At 29.8% G+C, this 17,522-nt stretch carries 20 protein-coding genes; 2 read left to right on the forward strand and 18 right to left on the reverse strand.

Going from position 1 to position 17,522, the window contains the following annotated elements; genetic code table 11:
• Window positions 1-99: 99 nt before the first annotated feature.
• From V6137_RS14800 to V6137_RS14830, 7 genes are all read right to left on the reverse strand, one after another.
• Entirely contained in the window at window positions 100-444 is a 345-nt protein-coding gene (locus V6137_RS14800; protein ID WP_425448729.1) for a hypothetical protein, read from the reverse strand.
• 19 nt (window positions 445-463) lie between these two features.
• Complete coding sequence (locus tag V6137_RS14805) at window positions 464-682, reverse strand: hypothetical protein (protein WP_425448730.1); 219 nt, start codon at window positions 680-682, stop codon at window positions 464-466.
• An 84-nt stretch (window positions 683-766) separates the two neighbouring features.
• The gene (locus tag V6137_RS14810; RefSeq protein ID WP_425448731.1) at window positions 767-1,087 is read right to left on the reverse strand and encodes a hypothetical protein; all 321 of its coding nucleotides are present in this window, start codon (window positions 1,085-1,087) and stop codon (window positions 767-769) included.
• Between the two features lie 12 nt (window positions 1,088-1,099).
• Window positions 1,100-1,498: a hypothetical protein gene (locus V6137_RS14815; RefSeq protein ID WP_425448732.1), complete on the reverse strand. Its 399-nt coding sequence runs from the start codon at window positions 1,496-1,498 to the stop codon at window positions 1,100-1,102.
• A gap of 3 nt (window positions 1,499-1,501) precedes the next feature.
• Window positions 1,502-1,759, reverse strand: coding sequence for a hypothetical protein (locus V6137_RS14820; RefSeq protein ID WP_425448733.1), 258 nt, complete (start codon window positions 1,757-1,759; stop codon window positions 1,502-1,504).
• A gap of 15 nt (window positions 1,760-1,774) precedes the next feature.
• Window positions 1,775-2,383 (reverse strand): RadC family protein, encoded by a 609-nt coding sequence (gene radC, locus V6137_RS14825; RefSeq protein WP_425448734.1) that lies wholly within the window; start codon window positions 2,381-2,383, stop codon window positions 1,775-1,777.
• Between the two features lie 149 nt (window positions 2,384-2,532).
• The gene (locus V6137_RS14830) at window positions 2,533-2,883 is read right to left on the reverse strand and encodes a DUF2958 domain-containing protein (RefSeq protein ID WP_425448735.1); all 351 of its coding nucleotides are present in this window, start codon (window positions 2,881-2,883) and stop codon (window positions 2,533-2,535) included.
• Between the two features lie 605 nt (window positions 2,884-3,488).
• Here V6137_RS14830 and V6137_RS14835 point away from each other — a divergent pair.
• Entirely contained in the window at window positions 3,489-5,072 is a 1,584-nt protein-coding gene (locus tag V6137_RS14835) for a recombinase family protein (protein ID WP_425448736.1), read from the forward strand.
• Here V6137_RS14835 and rlmH read toward each other — a convergent pair.
• From rlmH to V6137_RS14890, 11 genes are all read right to left on the reverse strand, one after another.
• On the reverse strand, window positions 5,038-5,517 hold the full coding sequence (gene rlmH, locus V6137_RS14840) for a 23S rRNA (pseudouridine(1915)-N(3))-methyltransferase RlmH (protein ID WP_425448737.1): 480 nt from the start codon (window positions 5,515-5,517) through the stop codon (window positions 5,038-5,040). The genes V6137_RS14835 and rlmH overlap by 35 nt on opposite strands.
• A 107-nt stretch (window positions 5,518-5,624) precedes the next feature.
• Window positions 5,625-5,792 (reverse strand): CxxH/CxxC protein, encoded by a 168-nt coding sequence (locus V6137_RS14845; protein WP_425448738.1) that lies wholly within the window; start codon window positions 5,790-5,792, stop codon window positions 5,625-5,627.
• A 191-nt stretch (window positions 5,793-5,983) separates the two neighbouring features.
• Complete coding sequence (htrA, locus tag V6137_RS14850) at window positions 5,984-7,231, reverse strand: serine protease HtrA (RefSeq protein ID WP_425448739.1); 1,248 nt, start codon at window positions 7,229-7,231, stop codon at window positions 5,984-5,986.
• An 18-nt stretch (window positions 7,232-7,249) separates the two neighbouring features.
• Window positions 7,250-8,044, reverse strand: coding sequence for an MBL fold metallo-hydrolase (locus V6137_RS14855; protein WP_425448740.1), 795 nt, complete (start codon window positions 8,042-8,044; stop codon window positions 7,250-7,252).
• A gap of 69 nt (window positions 8,045-8,113) precedes the next feature.
• On the reverse strand, window positions 8,114-9,370 hold the full coding sequence (locus V6137_RS14860; RefSeq protein ID WP_425448741.1) for a UDP-N-acetylglucosamine 1-carboxyvinyltransferase: 1,257 nt from the start codon (window positions 9,368-9,370) through the stop codon (window positions 8,114-8,116).
• A 237-nt stretch (window positions 9,371-9,607) separates the two neighbouring features.
• The gene (gene yycI, locus V6137_RS14865) at window positions 9,608-10,456 is read right to left on the reverse strand and encodes a two-component system regulatory protein YycI (protein WP_425448742.1); all 849 of its coding nucleotides are present in this window, start codon (window positions 10,454-10,456) and stop codon (window positions 9,608-9,610) included.
• The gene (locus V6137_RS14870) at window positions 10,456-11,904 is read right to left on the reverse strand and encodes a hypothetical protein (protein WP_425448743.1); all 1,449 of its coding nucleotides are present in this window, start codon (window positions 11,902-11,904) and stop codon (window positions 10,456-10,458) included. The genes yycI and V6137_RS14870 overlap by 1 nt, the downstream gene beginning before the upstream one ends.
• Window positions 11,905-11,935: 31 nt before the next feature.
• A complete protein-coding gene (locus V6137_RS14875) occupies window positions 11,936-12,541 on the reverse strand; it encodes a hypothetical protein (protein WP_425448744.1) in 606 nt (201 codons plus the stop codon).
• Window positions 12,542-12,641: 100 nt separating this feature from the next.
• A complete protein-coding gene (locus tag V6137_RS14880) occupies window positions 12,642-14,441 on the reverse strand; it encodes a sensor histidine kinase (protein ID WP_425448745.1) in 1,800 nt (599 codons plus the stop codon).
• 3 nt (window positions 14,442-14,444) lie between these two features.
• Window positions 14,445-15,134 carry a response regulator gene (locus V6137_RS14885; protein WP_425448746.1) on the reverse strand — a complete coding sequence of 230 codons (690 nt, stop codon included), beginning with the start codon at window positions 15,132-15,134 and terminating at the stop codon, window positions 14,445-14,447.
• A 141-nt stretch (window positions 15,135-15,275) separates the two neighbouring features.
• On the reverse strand, window positions 15,276-16,091 hold the full coding sequence (locus V6137_RS14890; RefSeq protein ID WP_425448747.1) for a peptidase MA family metallohydrolase: 816 nt from the start codon (window positions 16,089-16,091) through the stop codon (window positions 15,276-15,278).
• Window positions 16,092-16,229: 138 nt separating this feature from the next.
• On the opposite strand from V6137_RS14890, the gene V6137_RS14895 reads away from it, so the two are divergent.
• A complete protein-coding gene (locus V6137_RS14895) occupies window positions 16,230-17,504 on the forward strand; it encodes a S8 family peptidase (RefSeq protein ID WP_425448748.1) in 1,275 nt (424 codons plus the stop codon).
• Window positions 17,505-17,522 lie beyond the last annotated feature (18 nt).

The following is a 17,522-nucleotide window of genomic DNA, read 5'->3' on the forward strand; positions in this document are numbered from 1 at the left end:
CCTTCCTATATTATCTATACTTTTATTTTATTTATTTTATATTATTTTATAACAAATAAGGGTATTAAAAAAAGCCCATTTGGGCTTTATAAGGTTTAATTAATCTATTATTTTATAGTATTTTTCTGGCTCTAAAATTAAATATTCTTGTATATCTAGATCAGCAATAAACTCAACTTTAATCCCATCCAGTATTATAATATTATCTTCTTTATTAAAATAGTCTTCTTCCACACCTAAAACAAAATCCATCAAATAATCTTCTGTACTATTAATTAAAATAGCTTCTTCACCTTTCTTGTAATAGTCTAATAAATCTTGTTTGAATTTTATAATATCTACTCTTTTATAAAAGTTATGCCTATCTAAGCTCTTTAAATTTTCCACTATTTTGTCTAAGTCTTCTTCTGCTCTAATAATAGCTACATGATTATAATTTTTCATCTAATAATCCCCCATTTGTTTATAATATTTTAATATTATCTTGGAATGTTTCTATATAAAGAATATTCTCTTTTATAAAACCAGCTATTATTGTGTTATTATCTTCTACAATAAAAGGTTCATTATTATTTGTGTTATTAATTATCTGCTCATTTTCACCAAGGATTTTCTTCATCTTTTTTATTTCTATGTCATTTAAATCTACCAAAAGATTAATTTCTCTTATTCTATTTAACATAAAATCTACTCCTTCTCCCTAGCTAAAAAGAAAGCCCATTAGGACTTTCTTTTATAGAATATCATTTTTATTTTTTTATAGCAATTATATCTCTAGTATTGTTAAAAGTTCATTTTGGAACTTTATCACTTCTTCTAATTTAATATGGAATCTAAATATAAAATAATTTGTAATTCTATCCCCTTTAACCGTTCCCAAGCAAACATAATAACCTTCATTACTTCCAGAATGAAAATGAACTACTACATTATGCTCATCTTCTGGAACTATATCTTCTCTATAAACTCCCATAAGCTTTCTAAAAGCATCATATTTGTTAGTCATTTCTTTGCTTTTAAGATGATTTATAATTGCTTTTTCTATATTTCCAATTGAATTTCCAATGACCTTTATTTTTCTGCCCATCAATATTCTCTCCTAAAATATAAACTGTGTATTGTTTAATCTAATTTTAGTCTTAAGCATTTTATTTGTATATTTTATCGCTCTAAAGAAAATTGGATCTACTTTGTTTTCTACAAAACAATCTGCTGTAAATTTAAAATCTTCTCTATAATGTATCTTTAATATAAGAATAATTAAGATACAAACAAGACTATAATCTCCAGCACATTCTAAACTCTTTCTTTTTGTATTACTAGGAGTTAAATAGAAATCTTCAAATTCATTATTTCTAAATCTAATTTTGGATTTATCTATAATAATGTCTTGAATAACTCCTTTCTTTTTAAATGAATTTAGAACTAACTGTATATGGCTCAAAACTTCATCACAAAAAATTCCTTTACGTCTTTCAAATCTATAATACAGTTTCATTTTTTAAAACTCCCTCCTGTTATCAAATTCTCTAACTATCTCATTCAGTTCTTCTTTCTTCCTACCATCATAGGTTTTTACCATTACAATATGAGCTTCCAGAAATCTTCCTCTGTGATAATTAACTTCACTTTTAAAATTTTGTAGAACACTTAAGTATGTTCCGTTTGTAATAACTTCTCTTCCATCTATAATTAAACTATAATGATTACCATTACTTTTAGCCATATCATAATGATAGCCCATGTTCATCGTTCCCATTTAAATTCTCCTCCCTTATATAATTCCTTCTTCTTTTAAGCTTGTATAACCGTCTCCGATAATCACATGATCCAGAACCTTAATCCCTATTAAATCACCAGCTTCTACAAGTCTTTTGGTTATATTTATGTCTTCATGACTTGGTGATGGATTACCACTAGGATGGTTATGTACTAAAATTATACTGGCACTACTTCTTAATATAGCTTCTTTAAAGACTTCTCTAGGATGAACAATACTTGCATTCAAGCTCCCTACAGATATAGTTTTTATATCTATTACTTTGTTCTTTGTATCTAAAAGAACAATTCTAAACTCTTCCTTTTTCAAATATCTCATTTCTTCTTTTAACAATTCTGCTATATCCTTTGGGCTTTTAATACTGTCTTTAATATCTGTGTTTTCTTTAGCTATTCTTGTAGAAATATCAAACAGAGCTTTAAGCTTCTGTTTTTGTAAATCTGTTATTTCTAACCTATCTACTTTTTCTCTTATCTCATTTATGCTTTTAAGCTCTTGTAATACATCCACTTTAATATTAGTTAGTAATGCTAAAATCTCAAAGTCCATTAAAGAATTTACTCCATATTTACTTGCTCTTTCCCTTATTAACTGTCTATTCATTTTAAATTCCTCCCTTAAATTGTCTTCATAAACTCAAATTTTTTATTTAAATTTGGTATAAACATCAAGTTCTTAACCTTTCAAAAAATCATAAAAGCCCCTACAAATAATCACTTTGTAAGGGCTAACTCTTGATAATCTTTACTTTTTTATAACTTTGGATATGGTCTGTAAGGTTCTTTATATTTCTTCTTCAAATCAGCAAGTGAGATTAGTTCAAATTCTTCATCTCTGATTATCCTAGGAAATTTTTTATTAATATCTTCTAATTCATTAATTGAAAAATATCCTAGTTCTTTTTCAAAGCCGACTACCCATCCAAAACATATAACACCTTCTTCTTTAATATCTGCCTCAATTAAGTACCATTCCCAACTACTACACAAATCGTAAAATCTAACCTTAACTATTGTTTCTTTTTCTTCTTTACCATCAGTTTCATACAAATTTGGTACTTCTAATCTTTCTTTAAGTTCTTTATTAAATAATTCTTTTGCCATAATATAATCCTCCCTTTTAATCGCTCTAAAATAAAATTCCAGTGAAATTTCATCTAGAGCTTTCATTCTCCTTTTGTTTTCCTAGCCTTTAACAATTCTTTTACTATGTTTTTTATTTTGGATGTTTCTATTTGTTGCATTATATGCAGTTTAATAGCTTTAATAAAAATTTTTAAACTTTTTTCTCTAAACTATTGAAATATAAAAATTGTCTGCTATAATATTAAAAATGCTTAAAATTAGTTTTAAGTATTTCCAGCCAAAAATTTATAAAGGAGGATAGTAAAACACGGCGGACAAAGCAAACAAAAGAAACTAATAATCTAGCTTTGTCAAATATTTTAAAGGCTGGTGTTTTAAAGTGACAAATAATAATAATGAATTCAATAATCTTCTTAACGAAGTTAAACATATACAAAATAAAAAAAATAACAATGAAATATTAAATGACTTTCTTACTAAACTCTACATATTGAACGAAAAATATAAAGACAAAATAAATGAAATTAAAGATAACCAGAAAGTAGATTAATCTACTTTCTTTTTTTTATGTTCTGAGTTATAATTAAGCTAGTTTATAATATATGTGTTAAGGATGGTGTGATATGGGTGATTCTATGGAAAATAATAAGAATGTAGTAGGTTATGTACGAGTTAGCTCTGACGAACAGGTAGAAGGATATAGTTTAGATAATCAAAGAGAAGACATTAAAAAATATTGTGATTTACACGACCTAAATCTAATAGGTATTTTTTCGGATGAAGGTATTTCTGGTAAAAATATCGAAAAAAGAAAAGACTTTAAAGATATGATTAACTTTATTGAAGCTGGAAAAGCTAACTGCATAGTAATATGGAAGGCAAGTCGTATTAGCAGAAATTTTTTAGATTTTGCTGAAATGCTAAAAAAGTTTGAAGAAATTAAGTGTAGATTAATAAGTGTTAAAGATAACTATGATACCGCTGATCCGAGTAGTAAATTAAGTATGTATATGCATGGTATAATAGCAGATTTGGAAAGGGATAATCTAAGAGTTCAAGTTCGTGGTGGTATGAGAAAACGTGCAAGAGAAGGAAGATTTAACGGTGGTAATCCTCCTTTTGGCTATAATTATAATAGAAAAATAAAAGAATTGCTTTTAAATGAAGACGAAAAAGGAATTGTTAAAGAAATATTTGATTTATATCTAAAAGGCTGGGGATATTCTAAAATTGCTAAACACTTAAACTCTTTTGGTTATAAAACTAAAAAAGGAAATAATTTTTCTTTAAATGCTGTAAAAGGTATTTTAAAAAATCCTATATATGCTGGAAAAATAAGATGGGAAAGATATAAAGATTGGGATAAAAATAAAAGAAAGGGCTTAAATAAAGAATATATTTATGTAGATGGTATCCACCAAGCTATTATTTCAGAGGAAAAATTTGAATTAGTTCAAGAAAAAATTAAAAATAATCCTAAGAGTGGAAATACTGGGAAGCCTTCTAACTACTTGCTAAGTGGTATTTTAAGGTGTCCAGCTTGTGGTTATGGAATGGCTGTTCAGAAAATCACAAAGAAAAATAGTATAAATTATTATTATACTTGTGGAGCTTATCAGAATAAAAAAGGCTGTTCTCCAAATTCAAACAAAATGGAAAAAATAGATAATCAGTTTATAGAGTTGATGTCTAATTATGTTAATAATCTAAGCTTGGAACAAATAAAAAAATCTTTAGCTAAAGATAAATCAATAGAAAAAAGTGAAATAGAAAAAAAGATTAATGATGTTAAAAATGAACTGAAAAATTTAAAAATGGAACAAAATAACTTACTTAAAGCATATTCTATGGAAAATGCTCCACTAGAAATATTAAATCAAAAACTTAATCAAAACCAAGCTAAAACTGAAGAATTACAGACAACTTTAAATGAACTTGATATAGAGAGATCAAAACAAGGTGAAGATGTTAATCCTAAAAAGATTTACAGTATCTTAGAAAATTTCAAATTTATAATGGAAATTGCTGATAGAAAAGAAAAAAGAGAGTTAGTTAAAACTCTCGTTCATGAAGTTCATATTAACAGTGAAGGGACTATAACAAAGATAATATTGAAGTTAAATCAAAAACTTAAAATACAATATGATAAAAAAGACAAGAAAAAGTTTATAATCACTTGTGGTACGGTTCACCCCTACTTATTCTAAAAGCCCTATAGACCTGCTCAAGTAGTATCATCTTCATAAGTTGATGGGGAAATGTCATCTTAGAAAAGGATAGCTTATAATTACTTCTCTTTAACATCTCCTGTGATAATCCCAAAGATCCCCCTATTACAAAGGTTATATCACTTTTCCCCTGTAGTGCCAAGTTATCTATTGTTTTGGATAAGTCCTCTGATGATATCATTTTCCCCTCTATGGCAAGGGCTATTACATAGGAATCTTCTTTTATTTTTGATAGTATCCTTTCCCCTTCTTTGTCCTTAATCATTTCCATTTCAGCTTCACTTAAATTCTCCGGGGCCTTTTCATCCTTTACCTCTATAAGTTTAAGCTTACAATATCTAGATAGTCTTTTAGAGTATTCATTTATACCCTTAACTAAATATTTTTCTTTAATCTTACCAACTGAAACTACATTAATATTCATAATTTCCTCCTAAATCATAATTTAACTAAACATTAATAAGCCTTACCAAATTAGCAAGGCTTGTCTAATATGTATAATAAACTGTATTATATCTTTAAAAATAATTTTTATACCACTAAGTACCTAGGTTTTCTATCGCAATGATCACATGTGTTTGGACTTGTCCAGTCAGTGAATGATATCTTTTCAAGTTCATATATATCCGGGGGCTGTTCATATACATCTATAAATTCTTCGATGGCTATATCTAAATGTTCATTACAAACAACATACATATTATTTCACCTCTGCTCTTAAAATATATCTATATTATATAGTATTTTCAGAAAAATACAAAATTATTCTATGAAAACAAAGATGCCATTGGCGCTTTTTTTATTTTGTACAGGGTACAGAGAGGAAATTAAAACTGGGCTGGATATATTCAGCCCATACATTGTTTGATCAGCATATAGTGTCATTAATTCTATTGTCCAGATTTTTTATCAAATGTAACTCCAACTGTTTTTTCCTCTCCATTCCTTAATATGGTTATATTAGACTTATCTCCAATATTATAGTTAAACAGTACTTTTCTAATATCATCTATTGTTTCAGTCTCTTTGTCATCTATTTTTATTATTACATCTCCAACCCTAAGACCTACCTCTGCTGCAGGAGTATCTGGGTATACTTCAACTATATATACTCCACTTTCTGGACTTAAATCCCTGCCTAACATTTGTTCATAATTTTCTACTGATATTCCCTGTATACCTAAAATAACTGGATTAAACTCTCCCTTTTCTATAACTTGACTTATTATGGGTTTTGCAGTGTTTATAGGTATTGCAAACCCCAGTCCTTCTGCCACTTCACTTCTTATTTTTACAGTATTTATACCTATTACTTCTCCTTTACTATTTAATAAAGGTCCCCCACTGTTACCGGGATTTATTGATGCGTCGGTTTGCAAAAGGTCTTCTATTCTTTTACCCTCTGTTTCAAGGGTTCTATTAAGACCACTTATTATTCCTGAAGTAACTGTTCTTTCAAAATCAAGACCTAAGGGATTTCCTATGGCCACAGCTATTTCTCCCACATTTACGTCATCAGAATTCCCTAATTCTGCTGCTGGTAAATTAGTACCATCTACCTTTACCATCGCTAAATCAAGGGATGTATCATACCATAAAACTTCTCCCTTTTTCTTGTCACCATTTTCAAATAGTACAGTTATTTCAGATTTCTTGCTATTCCCTATTACATGGGAGTTGGTCATAATGTATCCATCACTGTCTACTATTACTCCAGAACCTACCCCTTGCTCCCTTATTGGGCCAAAAAAGAAGTTTTGTTTTACTTGAACCGTTGTTATTCCAACAACTGATTTCATTGATTTTTTAGCCACTGCCTCAACTGTTGTTATATCGTCTTTAGGATCTATATTTATTTTCTGTACATTATTAGAACCTTTAAATATTTTCGGAGTGGGAATGTATCTGCCATATAAATAATTAGGAGCAATATATGAAGATAATGTTCCTCCTATTAAAGCAGCAATTAATGCAACTACTATATAAGAAAAAAGTCCCCTTCTTTTTTTAGAAGCTTTTTTCCCTTCAACCGAATAGGTATAACTATGTTTCTCCCTATTATCGGTCCTGTTTGTATAAATACTTTCATCCCTCGTTTCCCTATTCTCTTGGTTTTGAAAATTATTATTATCTTCCATAATAGTCCCTCCCAAAAGTTAAAAATTATATACCCTAGTGGGCAATTCTCTATAAGTTAAATCAATACTTATATCCTTTTCTATATTTACCCCACTTTCTGTAACAATATTCTTAACTGTATGATATGCAAGCTCTGGAAAATTATTATCCTTACTTATATGACCAAGTAATACACATTCATTATTTCCAGATAATACTTCTGTTATTAGTTGCCCCGCACTTTCATTTGAAAGATGTCCATTATCACTTAGCACTCTCTGTTTTAAAAACCATGGATACTTACCCATCTTTAACATTTCAACATCATGGTTCGATTCTATCATTAGCAAATTTGAATTTTTTATTCTACTCTTTATATTATCATCAACCCGGCCTGTATCTGTTAGATAGCTTATCTTTCTGTTTTTATGATAAAACGAAAAACCAACAGGCTCATTGGAATCATGGTATATATTAAAGGGCAATACAGCTAAATCTTTAATTTCAAAACCTTCATTAGTTTTGAATTGTAATATATTTTCCGTTTTTAACTTTCCTAAATCTTCCTTCATTCCGTTCCAAGTATTAGTATTGGCATATATAGGTATATTGTACCTCCTTGACAATATACCTACTCCCTTAGTGTGATCTTTATGTTCATGGGTAACTAATATATAGTCAATAGTAGAGGGATCCACATATATTTTTTTAAGTAAATTCTCTACTTTTTTACCACTTAACCCACTATCTATTAATACTTTCACATGGTCCGTTTCTATATACTGGCAGTTACCACTACTTCCACTTGCCAATGAACAAAATTTTATAGCCATATTAATCCTCCATTAACTAGGTCCTTATATTCCAAATAGTAAAGAATATAATCTACTGTTGAACCATTATTATTCTTTGACTCTTGTTATTTTAGCTCCTAAATTTAATAATTTGTTTTCTAGATTTGCATATCCCCTATCTATATGATATACATTGTCAATTTCAGTAATTCCATCTGCCGAAAGGCCAGCTACAACCATAGCAGCTCCTGATCTTAGATCTAAAGCCGATACCCTAGCCCCACTTAATCTTTCTATTCCCTTTATAACCGCAGTTCTCCCGTCAACTTTTATATTGGCACCCATTCTTTTTAATTCATCCACATATTTAAATCTACCATCAAAAATACTTTCTGTAACAATACTTGTCCCCTCTGCACTTGATAATAATACACTCATTGGTTGCTGTAAATCTGTGGGGAACCCTGGGTAGGTTAAGGTTTTAACGTTAACACCCTTAAGTCTATCATCTGCAGTTACTCTAATAGAATCCCCATATTCTTCAACTTCAACATTCATTTCCCTTAATTTGGCAGTTACAGATTCTAAATGGGTTGGAATAACATTATTTATTATAATATCTCCACCTGTAATAGCCGCCGCCATCATATAGGTTCCTGCCTCTATTTGGTCTGGAATAACACTATAGGTACATCCATGTAATCCATTAACCCCATTTATTTTTATAACATCTGTACCTGCCCCTCTTATATTAGCACCCATTGCATTTAAGATATTTGCAACATCTACTATATGGGGCTCCTTAGCAGCATTTTCTATGGTAGTCTTTCCTTCTGCTAAAACTGCTGCAAGCATTATATTAATAGTTGCCCCTACACTTACAACATCTAGATATATTTTGTTGCCTATAAGTCTATCTGCTTCGCATTTTATTATACCATGGTCTATTTCCACTGTAGCACCTAAGGCTTCAAATCCCTTTATATGCTGATCTATAGGTCTTGACCCTATATTACATCCTCCTGGATACATAACTTCCGCTTTTCCAAATCTTCCAAGACCTGCTCCCAATGTATAGTATGAAGCTCTAAATTTCTGGGCAAGCTCATTTTCTACAATACAATTATCTATACCAGTTGTATCAACCCTCATAGTTCCTTTATCATCTAATGTAGCCTTAGCTCCTAGTTGTTCTAATATATCCCTATAATAAAATACATCCCTAATAAGGGGAAGATTTTCAACTGTACATTTATCACCTGCAAGTATTGTGGTCGCTATAATGGGCAGTGCCGCATTCTTAAAACCACTAACATCTACTTTTCCTTTTAGTCTGGCTCCACCTTCTATTACTAATTTTTCCATAGTATTACTGACATAAGTCAGCAACTTCACCTCACCTTCAATTTTAATCATTCACTTCTATTAACATTATATAAAATATTCATATGTTTTCAATAACTATTTAGCTTAATAAGTCCTTGTTTGTATATTAACAAGTTAATAATATAATCGCAAGTCTAAACCCCTATCTTATTTTCCATAAAAAAAGTAGAAGAAGTCATAATTATAACTTCTTCTACTTTTTTTATGGAAATCCTTTTATTTATTTTCATATTGGTCTAAAAATTCTTTAGTTCCGTCCTTAAATTTAATCCTCCATGCTGGCCCACTTGTTATTTTTATGGGATTTCGAGGATTCTTATAAGAAAGTTCCTCTGGAAGGTAGTAACATAAATCTATGTCTGTTATTATTTTATTGTAATGTTCTTGTTTTGATAATAATCTAAGTAATGCATCAGATGGGTCTATTATGGAAAACTTTCTATCACTCTCTTCTATAGACTTAACCCAGTGCCTTTTAAATTTTTTAATACCAAATTTATTTATTTCAAAGGTCATATTGGTCCTTTCCACAAATCTATTATCATATACCTTCGTATACTTTAATACATAAACTTCATCATCATAGTTATATTTATAATAATCTAATTTAAAGTCGTCTGTTCTAAAACCTTTATTTTTTAAAAACTTTGTAACTATCTCTTCTAATTTATCCTTTGTTAATGTGTCATATTTCTTGATATCAGAGTGACTTTCATAAAATAAAGTTTTATTATCCGGGGATAACCTTAAGACTTCCTTTTCATTTCTAAACTGTATATTGTCCCCTATGCTTTCTTTTATATATTCCCCTAAAAATTTTTTAGCTATATCCTTAGGATTATATACATCATATTTAAGATCTATCATTGGCAATGGTGGAATGTCTGATGGTATTTCTGTCTGTATTATTATCCCTTTATCATTTAACTCTTTCTTTATTTCTGATATAAACTGTTCCTTCGACATACCTTTAACTTCCCTATTATCTATTAAAACATATCCTAATATTAAGTTAGTTATCAAAAATGCCACTATTAATACACTTTTTGCCTTTGCCCAATCCATTATTCCACACCATCCATTTTATCATACCCTATTCTTTCACCTGTGTATATATCAAAAATATAGTCCCTATCATTTATAGAAATAATCCAAGCTACTTTAAGATTTTCATAGGATTTCTCAGTATATGGATCATAATAAACAAGTGAAATATCATTTATAGATGATAGAATCTTTCCTGTTATTTGGTCTCTATTTAAGTCCTCCATATTTATTTCATTCTCAGTTGCATAATCCTTTAATATATAGTTAAAGTTATTTTTGTTATTTAAAATATCAAAGGGTATAACCACAGTTTCTGACTGGTCATTGGTTTCTTTAGGTAACTCCATCTTCCTTCTAACAAATCTTTTATAATAGGTTACATTTTCATTAAAAACATCTATCTCCAATGGAGCACTGGAAATTTTCTCATTAAATTTAACCGGTAATCCTTTAATATTATATTCAAAAAGAAATTTATACCCTTGATTTCTGTCAACTTCTATCTCTTCTATGGAAGATAAATAAACATTTTGGGGAAAGCCCATATGATTTGATATAAACCTAAGAGCACTATTAAAACTTTTATATAAATCCCTCTCTATTACCGTATCATCTAAGGAATTGAAGTATTCTAATACTCCGTTATTATATATTTTTAATGTTTTTCCCTTATGGAGAAATATAATAGTACCATTATCCTCTTCTATTTTTCTAATATAATCTAATTCTCTATCATAAAACTTCCTTGCTATATTATTTACTTCTTCACTCTCTCTATTATCAATCTCATTTTCAACTATTACCTTTTCTACCTTGTATTTATTCTGTAAAAGAACATATTCATCACTATCATAATTCATACTCCGAAGGGATGTATATCTCTTATAATCCTCTTCTCTAATAAGGGACACTATTTTTCGTAAATCTCTGACCTCTATATTAGATCCTTTTATTTTTAAGTGTTTTTTCCCATCACTAAATACTGCATAATTTATATTTTGTAAGCTAATGTGTATACTCTTAACTCTAGATAATTGATTGTACACTTTTCTGGGTATATTGGTATTTATAATTTTAGATATCAAATATAAATCTAAGTTATTGTCAAAATAGTAATCTAAAGATATGTTGTTTTGACTTTCAAGAAATTCTTCATCGTTCATTATTTCTAAAGATATTTCACCATTAAATAATTCTTTAAGAAAAGATGTTCCTATTTCCCATAGACCGTAATCTTTCCCTGAATAGAGTACAGTATGATTGGCATCACTTCCTCCAAAGTTTAATAAATACTTTTTAGGAGAAACTATTTCTTTTAAATTATAGCTCTTTTCGGCAACGGTGTCTTCTTTACTAAACATTGGAACTAGGGAGCTGGGAACTTTTATCCATATCTCATTGGTTAAGATTATACTTGTTATAAACAAAACCACCAGCAATAGAGTCTTTATTTTTTCTCTATTCATATATTATCATCTCCAAAATCTATTGCTAGTATCACTGATGACTATCGTCATTATCCACAGTATCCTCTAAAGGGTTCTCTGTATTTTCTTCATTCTGGGAATTATTCTCTAGCTCTCTAGAGTTAATAACTTCTTTTATAGTATCTGAATAGTTTATATTATTTGCCTTTTCTGTGGCTTCAGATATATCTTTAACATAAACGTATCTAGTTTTAACATCATCGCTATTTTCTAAAAACACTTCTATTTTATTAATTCCAAGTTTTAAATCTACTAACTCAGCAAAACTTTCTAATATCCCAACTTCAACTCCCTCTTCATAAGTTAAAGTAAAGTCATCATCCTCTGGCAAGTTGTCAAAATCAAAATCGTTATCAGCAATATTAGTTGAAGAATAAACATTTATAATAACTTTGCTACCTTCACTAGCTTCTCCAGTTAGTAGTATAGTTTTATCAAATGTAACTGTTTCATCCTCTGGTTTTAATAATTTAAGTGCCTTGTTTTCTTTATTTCTACTTATAAAGCTAATATAACTATCTGAGTAGTTATAGTTGCCCTTAGCACTATATACCACAGTTCCAGAAGTACCTACAATAGCAAGTACTAATGCAGCTGATAATATCTTTTTAACCATAGATATTCCTCCTTAGGTCATTCTACTATTACATTTATAATTATATAATAATATTATTACAGACATATTACAGCTGAATTAAGATAAAATTACATGACAATTACTCTATTGGTAAAATTATATCCACTTGTGTTCCCTTATTATATTTACTGTTTATAACTATTTTCCCTCCATGGTATTCTATTATTTGTTTAGCTATTGATAAACCAAGACCTGTTCCCCCTAAATCTCTAGACCTGGCCTTATCAACCCTATAAAACCGTTCAAATATCCTATCTAAGTCTTCCTTAGGTATTCCTATACCATTGTCCTTTACGGTTATAATTACATCATCTTCTTCCAGTCTTGATTTTATATTTATATTTCCTCCCTCCGGTGTGTATTTCATAGCATTACTTACCACATTAAGTATTACCTGTTCAATTTTATCCTTATCTACAGTGATATTTAGTCTATCATTTTCTGTTTTTAGATTTAGTTTCTGCTTCTTATCCTTTGCTGATATTTCCATCTTCATATATATGTCATTAAGTAATTTATTTACATCCACCGATGTTTTATTCCACTTAGTTTGTTTATAATCTAAGTTAGATAATTGTAATAAATCCCTTACAATTCTGGCCATTCTATCACACTCACCGTTCATTACGTCAAGAAATTGACATGATAATTCCTTACTTTCTATTCCTCCATCTAGTAAAGTTTCTGTATAACTCTTAATAGTTGTTATAGGAGTTTTTAATTCGTGGGACACATTGGCAACAAACTCTCTTCTCATATTTTCTAGCTTTTGTTGTTCTGTTACATCCTGTAGTACAAGGATTAGTCCCCCCACTTCATTTTTATCATTTTTATATGGGGCATACTTAACCCTATAAACAGAAGAATCAATTTCCAATACATTGTTCTCTTCTAAGTTATCATTGTCCTTTATCTTTTCAAGTAATAAATCTCCATTATATTTTTTAAATAAATCATAACAGTTTATATCATTAATACTTTCCCCTTCTATGTTTAGTGCCTTTAGGGCTATGGGGTTTGCATGGATTATATTTCCATCTGTGTCCACAGCTATGACTCCGTCTGCCATATAGGTAAATATAGTATCTAATTTACTTTTTTCCCTATGAACCTCTGATATTGTTTTTTTAAGCTTTGTAGTTAGGTAATTAAACATACTAGCTAATTGCCCTATTTCATCATCGGATTTAACCTCAACAAATTGGTTAAAGTCTCCCTTAGCCATTTTCTCAGCCTTAACAGTAACATCATTAATAGGTCCTGTAATGCTTCTAGCTATAAAAAAACCTAAAAATACTGTTATAAATAAAGCCAAAATTGTGGCTTGCGTTAATATTTTTTTTGCATATTCAATGGTGGCATACATATCTCCCAAATCAGATGTTATATATATTATTCCCTTTACCTCGCCCATATTATTTTCAATAGGGTAGGCTAAATGCTTTACAATTATTCCTTTACCCTCTTCGTCTTCATATTCATTTTCACGTTTTAGCCCCTTTAAGGCTTGCAATATAAGTTCTGACTTTAATATTTTATATTCTGCTACACTTTTTCCTATCACTTCTTTATTTCCCGTTGTGGTGGCAACAATTCTAGGAACATCAGAATTATATATTGTATATATGGTTTCTGAATATCCCAGTGGTTGTCTGTTTAAATCCTGCTGTATTTCTTTACTAAATTTTGACCAATTATCCTTTGCGATGGCAGTAGATGTGTTTCTAAAATCCTCTACATATTTTTCTAGATTACTGGAAACCTTCTGTTTCTCATTTTCTTCTAAATTTTTTACTATAAATACTCCAACTATTGACATCGCAATAAAAACTAATAAAAAATAAACCGTGATAAACTTCCACCTCATGCTTTTAAACATCTACTATAGCCTCCTGAAATAGTATCCCACACCTCGTTTAGTGAGGACATATTTATACCCCTTAGTTTTATCTTCTATTTTTTCCCTTAATCTTCTTACTGTAACATCAACTGTTCTTATATCTCCATAATACTCATATCCCCAAACTTCTTCAAGTAATTTCTCTCTTGAAAAAACCTGCTCCGCTTTAGAAGCTAAGAATTTAAGAAGCTCAAATTCCCTAAGGGTTAATCCTATAACCTCATCATTTTTTCTAACTTCATATTTATTTAAATCTATTTCTAACTCTCCAGAGGTAATTAAATTCCCTTGATTATTATCGGTGGAGACATCAGACCTTCTTATATTTGCCTTAACTCTAGCCATAAGTTCCCTCATACTAAAGGGTTTTGTTATATAATCATCGGCTCCAAGCTCTAACCCTAAAACTTTATCCACCTCTTCCTCCTTTGCAGTTAGCATAAGAATTGGTACATCTAGTTTCATTCTTATTTCTTTGAGAACTTGAAAACCATCTTTTTTAGGTAACATTACATCTAGCAATATTAGATCCGGTTTATCACTTAATCCCTTTTTTACTGCCTCTTCTCCATTATAGGCCACTATGGCCTCATATCCCTCTTTCTCAAGATTAAATTTAACTATATCCGCAATAGGCTTCTCATCATCTACAACTAATATCCTTTTATTCAATATTATTCACCTCATCAATCCATGTTCTCAATCTCTTAAACGCGTACTCTTATCTTATTATTCTATATACTCTAGAATATTTCCTTCTTTAAATTTCTACTTTCTATTTATCCTACAATAAAGTAGACTTATAAGTCTACTTTATTGTTTTTCTATATCATATAAATCAATTTTTAAAACAGCTTTAGTAGTATTTTTTATATTTTCACCTTTACCTAAATTATCTAATATCATATTTAGTTTATCTATTCCCCATTTATCTGATATAGCTTTAACAATTTCAAAGGACTTTCTATAGGATACCCTTTGATCTATATTATGAAAATTATTATTTAATTCTTTTATTGTAATATCTCCTTGTTCTGTCATGCCACCGTTCCACTCAAATCCTGTGGTCAGATATTCAGTATACAGTGCCATTCCTTCTGTAAGCCATATGGGGTAGTTACCATTGGTTTTTTCATCAATTATTAAGTGGACAAATTCATGGACAATAGGTCCCTTTATTTCATATATACTTTTATATTCTTCCTTATTTTTTATCCACTTTTCAGGTGAGAGTATATTAATAATGCCACCATAATATACCCCAAGGGGAGGTATGCCCTTTTTTAATCTGGTATTTTTAAGAAGTTTATCTCCATCACTATATATTATAATATTTATCTTTTTTTTACTGTCATAGTTAAACATTTTACTTATTTTATTATAGTATTTTTCATTGATATCCCTTGTTAAAATAGCATTATCCCTATTTCCCTTTTCATATTTTATAATAAGCCTATCTGTCTCTAATGTTTCATAATCCTTTACTGACCTAATAATTCTTTTCTTTTCAATAAATTTAACTAGTGAATGAAAAGGATTGCTTAAAGTTGGTAGCACTATTAAAAACATAAATAATAAAGCCATTAAAATGGCAACTGACTTTTTATCGGGTTTTAAGTTTTTTTTCATAAATTATTCCCCCTTTCTAATTTATGTATATGAGGGAACATAAATATTATAACACGATATTATGTAAACTTCATTGGTAATTTTTTATTCACCTTTCTTATATTAATTGCATAAATTGAAGCAGAGGAAGGTGATGTTATGGTAAAGAAAAGTGGTAAGAAAGTATGTCCAGTATTAAGTGCAAAACTAAAATCATCATCTAAAGACGACATTCCAGTTATAATAAGGGTCAAAGATAGAGATTCAAACAAACTTAGTAGCCAAGTATTTAATATGTCAGGAAGAATAAAATATAATCTCCCTTTAATAGGTGGAGTAGCCTGTAATATAAATATAGAGTCAATAGATAAATTATCAAATGATCCAAACATAGAGTATATAAATTTTGACTCTAAAGTTTTCGCCCAATTAGATATAGCTACTAAAGCTATGGGGGTAGATATTCCCCATAAGGAAGGCTACGATGGAGAAGGAATTACAGTTGCAGTAATAGATACCGGTGTATCACCCCATAGTGATCTGGTTAAACCTAAAAATAGAATAGTGGGTTTTAAAGACTTTGTAAACGACAAGAAAAAACCCTATGATGATAATGGCCATGGTACCCACGTTGCAGGTATAATAGCTTCAAACGGCTATTCATCAAAGGGAAAATATGCAGGGGTTGCACCTAAAGCTAATATACTCGGGGTCAAGGCTTTAGATAGTGAAGGTAGTGGGTCAACATCGGATATAATTTCTGCTATACAATGGGTTATAGAAACAAAGGATGTATATAATACTAAAATATTAAACCTATCCTTAGGAAGTCCTGCAACAGAGTCATATAAGTCTGATCCACTAAATAGGGCTACCCAGGAGGCTATAAATGCTGGGCTTACAGTTGTTGTTGCAGCAGGTAATAATGGTCCTTCTAAAAATACTATACTATCTCCAGGTAATAACCCAAATGTTATTACAGTTGGTGCTGTGGATGATAATAAAACCATAGAGATTGATGATGATACTATTGCTCCATTCTCAAGTAGAGGTCCTACTAAAGAGGGATTTAAAAAACCTGATATAGTAGCTCCCGGTGTTGATATTATGTCCCTATCTAATACTAAGTTAGACGGATATCATTCTTTAAGTGGTACATCAATGGCCACTCCTATGGTAGCCGGTTCTTTAGCACTTTTACATGGAAAACATACTAATTTAAACCATAATTCTTCAAAAGCAACCTTAAAAAATTCATGTATAGATATAAATGAAAAATATGGAAATCAAGGAGCCGGAGTCCTAAGTTTAGAAAAGCTATTTCAAACTGAAGTCAAAAATACTCCATCCAAAGAAACTATCACAGGCAATGTATTTAATGAAAACATACTAGTGGTCTTATTGGTATTACTACTATTAACGAGAAAATTTTAAGGGACCAATTATGGTCCC

This window comes from Dethiothermospora halolimnae (genome assembly GCF_037577855.1).
Classification (GTDB): domain Bacteria; phylum Bacillota; class Clostridia; order Tissierellales; family VENL01; genus Dethiothermospora; species Dethiothermospora halolimnae.

Bases quoted from the DNA above. Each gene is read 5' to 3' on its own strand.
- V6137_RS14870 (WP_425448743.1), bottom strand. From the start codon at position 11,904: ATGAATAGAGAAAAAATAAAGACTCTATTGCTGGTGGTTTTGTTTATA.
- V6137_RS14800 (WP_425448729.1), bottom strand. From the start codon at position 444: ATGAAAAATTATAATCATGTAGCTATTATTAGAGCAGAAGAAGACTTA.
- V6137_RS14845 (WP_425448738.1), bottom strand. From the start codon at position 5,792: ATGTATGTTGTTTGTAATGAACATTTAGATATAGCCATCGAAGAATTT.
- V6137_RS14815 (WP_425448732.1), bottom strand. From the start codon at position 1,498: ATGAAACTGTATTATAGATTTGAAAGACGTAAAGGAATTTTTTGTGAT.
- V6137_RS14805 (WP_425448730.1), bottom strand. From the start codon at position 682: ATGTTAAATAGAATAAGAGAAATTAATCTTTTGGTAGATTTAAATGAC.
- V6137_RS14835 (WP_425448736.1), top strand. From the start codon at position 3,489: ATGGGTGATTCTATGGAAAATAATAAGAATGTAGTAGGTTATGTACGA.
- V6137_RS14820 (WP_425448733.1), bottom strand. From the start codon at position 1,759: ATGGGAACGATGAACATGGGCTATCATTATGATATGGCTAAAAGTAAT.
- htrA (WP_425448739.1), bottom strand. From the start codon at position 7,231: ATGGAAGATAATAATAATTTTCAAAACCAAGAGAATAGGGAAACGAGG.
- V6137_RS14810 (WP_425448731.1), bottom strand. From the start codon at position 1,087: ATGGGCAGAAAAATAAAGGTCATTGGAAATTCAATTGGAAATATAGAA.
- radC (WP_425448734.1), bottom strand. From the start codon at position 2,383: ATGAATAGACAGTTAATAAGGGAAAGAGCAAGTAAATATGGAGTAAAT.
- rlmH (WP_425448737.1), bottom strand. From the start codon at position 5,517: ATGAATATTAATGTAGTTTCAGTTGGTAAGATTAAAGAAAAATATTTA.
- V6137_RS14895 (WP_425448748.1), top strand. From the start codon at position 16,230: ATGGTAAAGAAAAGTGGTAAGAAAGTATGTCCAGTATTAAGTGCAAAA.
- V6137_RS14830 (WP_425448735.1), bottom strand. From the start codon at position 2,883: ATGGCAAAAGAATTATTTAATAAAGAACTTAAAGAAAGATTAGAAGTA.
- yycI (WP_425448742.1), bottom strand. From the start codon at position 10,456: ATGGATTGGGCAAAGGCAAAAAGTGTATTAATAGTGGCATTTTTGATA.
- V6137_RS14890 (WP_425448747.1), bottom strand. From the start codon at position 16,091: ATGAAAAAAAACTTAAAACCCGATAAAAAGTCAGTTGCCATTTTAATG.
- V6137_RS14860 (WP_425448741.1), bottom strand. From the start codon at position 9,370: ATGGAAAAATTAGTAATAGAAGGTGGAGCCAGACTAAAAGGAAAAGTA.
- V6137_RS14875 (WP_425448744.1), bottom strand. From the start codon at position 12,541: ATGGTTAAAAAGATATTATCAGCTGCATTAGTACTTGCTATTGTAGGT.
- V6137_RS14880 (WP_425448745.1), bottom strand. From the start codon at position 14,441: ATGTTTAAAAGCATGAGGTGGAAGTTTATCACGGTTTATTTTTTATTA.
- V6137_RS14855 (WP_425448740.1), bottom strand. From the start codon at position 8,044: ATGGCTATAAAATTTTGTTCATTGGCAAGTGGAAGTAGTGGTAACTGC.